The sequence below is a fragment of the Nitrososphaera sp. AFS genome, from assembly GCF_009898475.1.
Classification (GTDB): Archaea; Thermoproteota; Nitrososphaeria; order Nitrososphaerales; family Nitrososphaeraceae; genus Nitrosopolaris.
Genome location: NZ_QURE01000128.1, coordinates 1 through 2782 on the forward strand (window position 1 = coordinate 1; position 2782 = coordinate 2782).

Genomic DNA, 2782 nt, shown 5'->3' on the forward strand with positions numbered 1-2782 from the left:
TAACCTATATTTGTGATCTTGAATGAACTATATTATGTAATGCAGTGAAATATAAAATATGCGTAGCGAACTACATTTTATAGGCGTTATGGAGATTCGACACTAGCCTGAAGGATCGTTATACTCGTCTAGAGCTGTTATAATAAGTTGAACTGTCTGTAGCCTATTTTTTAGCAAGTTTGAATAGTGATGATCAGTCATAAATAACAATACTAATGTAATGATTTTAACACACCTAGACTATATAATAAAATAATTGATTTGTATGTGCTCTTTGATGATCCTTTACTTTTTTGCCTGTACGTGATTTAATTTTTGACACTTCAATCACGTCAAGCAAGTAGATTGAAGAGAGTCTCGATTAGTCCTTAGTTTGCATTGGAATCACACCGATAATCAAATTTATATCGACTAATAAAAAATTATAATATACATATGCCAAACTTTGCATTTACTCAAAGGATAATTTTTTTCACCAGTCCTATAGGACTAGGCCATGCCTCAAGAGACATTGCAATCGCAGAAAAGCTAAAACAGTATCTTAATGATATCCTATTTGTTAGCGGTGGTTCAGCACACGAACTGATTTTGAGAGCTAAATTTTCTGGACTTAACTTGTACAAGCCACCATCATTTTCAGTAAATTCGGGCACTTTACATAATTCATTTATCTGGCTAGTGAAGTATATGATCTATTACCACAAGTCCAAAAAAATCGCTAAAGAAGTATTAACTAAACATCTACATGCAAATTCAATCATTGTCAGCGATGAAGATTTTGCTTCTCTTTCTATTAACTACAATACGACACCACCTAAAAAAGTACTCATTTACGATATTTTAGAACCTAGTACCAGCGCTTACCTTACTATCTCAAATAAGAATAACTTAGGGGAGACACACTTAACAAGTGGATTCCTACACCTCTTTGAGAAGAAAATGAATGAACGGATTCGCCAATTGATAAACAAATGCGACAGAGTAATTGTTCCTGATTTTGGCGAGAATAAGGATAATTTAGAGTATGTTGGCCCGATAGTGAGAGAAATCAAAGCCAACAGAACAACGTTAAGAAATAACCTAGGTTTAACTAGGAAAACAGTAGTATTATGCGCTGGTGGAACTGATGCAGGAACATACTTAATTCAACGTTCACTCAAGGCTTATGAGAAATTAAGAAGCAGATTCGATCTAGAACTCATTATTATCTCTGGACCAAAAATAAGATTAACTGACTCTAACGGTTTTCGTAACCTAGGATTTGTTGATAACCTACACGAATATATCTATGCATCTGATCTTGTGGTTTCCTTGGCAGGACGATCGACAATTGATGAATCAATCGTCTACGGAACACCTGGAATTTTCATTCCAATAAAAGATCATTTTGAACAAGAGCAAAATGCAATCAGAATGGGCTACAAGTTTGAGGACATATTTAGACTCGAAACGCTAATGGAAGAAAAATTAGGATCAATTCACAAAGGATTACTTCAAAAGTCGAACGGTGCAGAGATTACTGCAAAGATAATCTCTGGATTATGATAGCCCATAGAAAGTATTATCACGGTTTGGCCATGCCTTTATTGTTGATTGACTCAAGTACATAAAGGCGTCTATTAACATTGAGCCGTTCGCTACAGTCATTCTAGATTCTGATGGGCCTAGTGGTATAGGATTTTGGTAATCGTTAATTATAGTTTTATTTCTTGTGAATCTCGTGTGAGCAGTCACAGGAATATCCACGACAGTCCGCATGCCTTCCTTGAGCACAATAACCACATGTTGTCGTGATACGTGTGTTCCCAACACTACCAATGACTGTCTTATCATCCCTGTCTAACGGATATCTTTATTCATAGCGCGACATAGTAAGCTAGTAAAGTCTTGGTGTTTCTTTGTTTTGTCCCACTACAAATAGAACTTGATAAAACTAGAGTTGAGGGCTTCTGAATACTGCCCATTCAGAAGGCTGGTTACTCCAACAGTTTATCAGAATTTTAAGTATGTCATGTTTGTGGTCTTCAGGGTGAGTTTATCGCTCTGCACCTCGTTGCATCAAGGATTGTTCACGGGTTAGGAATAACTAGAATAATGGCTTGAAGATATTCGACATTGAATGCCCGCTATGTATAAGCCATCAACCACAGTTGTCAGTTGGGATTAAGTAGGAACATTGTGATATTATCCATTTTCAACAAATGGATAATTTGTTATTTCTAAATGGTGAAGGCCTAAGCCAATAACATTAATTGCATAAAAGATAAAGAATAGTGGTTTGTAACAACGTAATATGCAAATTGATACATCGAAGTTAGCATCTATCGTCACATTAGCAGCTCTTGCAAGCCTTCTTGTGTCTATTCCTAGCATCACATACGCACAAAAGCAGATGATACAACACATTATGATAGCAACTGGAACAGCAACTTCTACAATCTCTCCTCAAGCAGACAACGTTACTTTAGGAAACCCTGACTTTAATTATACAGGAAATGACAAGACGACAAGCTTCAAGCCAACTATAGTTAATGGTACACATGAAATACAAATAACTTTCACAGGTCATGGAATTGTGAATGATATTAATACTACTGATAATGGCAGTGCGCTTATAACTAATGGCACTAATGGTAAAATATTTACATTTGGTAAAGGAATGTTGGTATCTAATAATGGTGCAGGAACAGTAACTTTTGAATTTCAAGGCTCAGGACATTATGGTGCTGATGGTAAGTTAAGAGATACTGGCGAAATCTGGACACCACATCAACCAGGCCCC

General features: G+C 36.2%; 2 protein-coding genes. One reads left to right on the top strand and one right to left on the bottom strand.

Annotated elements, in window-relative coordinates; all coding sequences use genetic code 11:
• The first annotated feature begins 435 nt into the window (after positions 1-435).
• Positions 436-1545, top strand: a complete 1110-nt coding sequence (locus DYY65_RS11010; RefSeq protein WP_162478009.1) for a glycosyltransferase — start codon at positions 436-438, stop codon at positions 1543-1545.
• Here DYY65_RS11010 and DYY65_RS11015 read toward each other — a convergent pair.
• Entirely contained in the window at positions 1540-1833 is a 294-nt protein-coding gene (locus DYY65_RS11015; protein ID WP_162478010.1) for a hypothetical protein, read from the bottom strand. The two genes, DYY65_RS11010 and DYY65_RS11015, sit on opposite strands and share 6 nt — an antisense overlap.
• Between the last annotated feature and the right edge of the window lie 949 nt (positions 1834-2782).

What these genes read in the sequence shown, in the direction of transcription:
- DYY65_RS11010 (WP_162478009.1), top strand. Translation starts at nt 436, where the DNA reads ATGCCAAACTTTGCATTTACTCAAAGGATAATTTTTTTCACCAGTCCT.
- DYY65_RS11015 (WP_162478010.1), bottom strand. Translation starts at nt 1,833, where the DNA reads ATGATAAGACAGTCATTGGTAGTGTTGGGAACACACGTATCACGACAA.